We start from the raw sequence: 249 nt of genomic DNA, 5'->3' as shown, positions 1-249 counted from the left end.
ATTCTCTCGGCATCACCACGATATTCGTGACCCATGATCAGGATGAAGCGCTGAGCATTTCCGACAAGGTGGTGGTGATGCGGCAGGGGATTGTCGAGCAGGTTGGTACACCGACAGAGGTGTTTGATACACCGCGCTCGCGTTTTGTTGCTGAGTTTATGGGTGTTACAAACCTGTTGTCAGGCAAAATGGAGGCGGCTAACCGCTTTCGCCTTAAGGGTGGCGATGTAGTGCCTATCAGCCCGCAAT

Annotated in this window: 1 pseudogene; it reads left to right on the top strand. The window is 53.0% G+C overall.

The features are described from left to right. A pseudogene (locus HBA93_RS22470) lies at positions 1-249 on the top strand (ABC transporter ATP-binding protein); the annotation flags it as partial.

It is taken from the genome of Ochrobactrum sp. SFR4, from assembly GCF_019730395.1.
Classification (GTDB): domain Bacteria; phylum Pseudomonadota; class Alphaproteobacteria; order Rhizobiales; family Rhizobiaceae; genus Pseudochrobactrum.
Note: the sequence above shows the minus strand (reverse complement) of the source record. Positions and strands in the feature narration are given on the sequence as shown.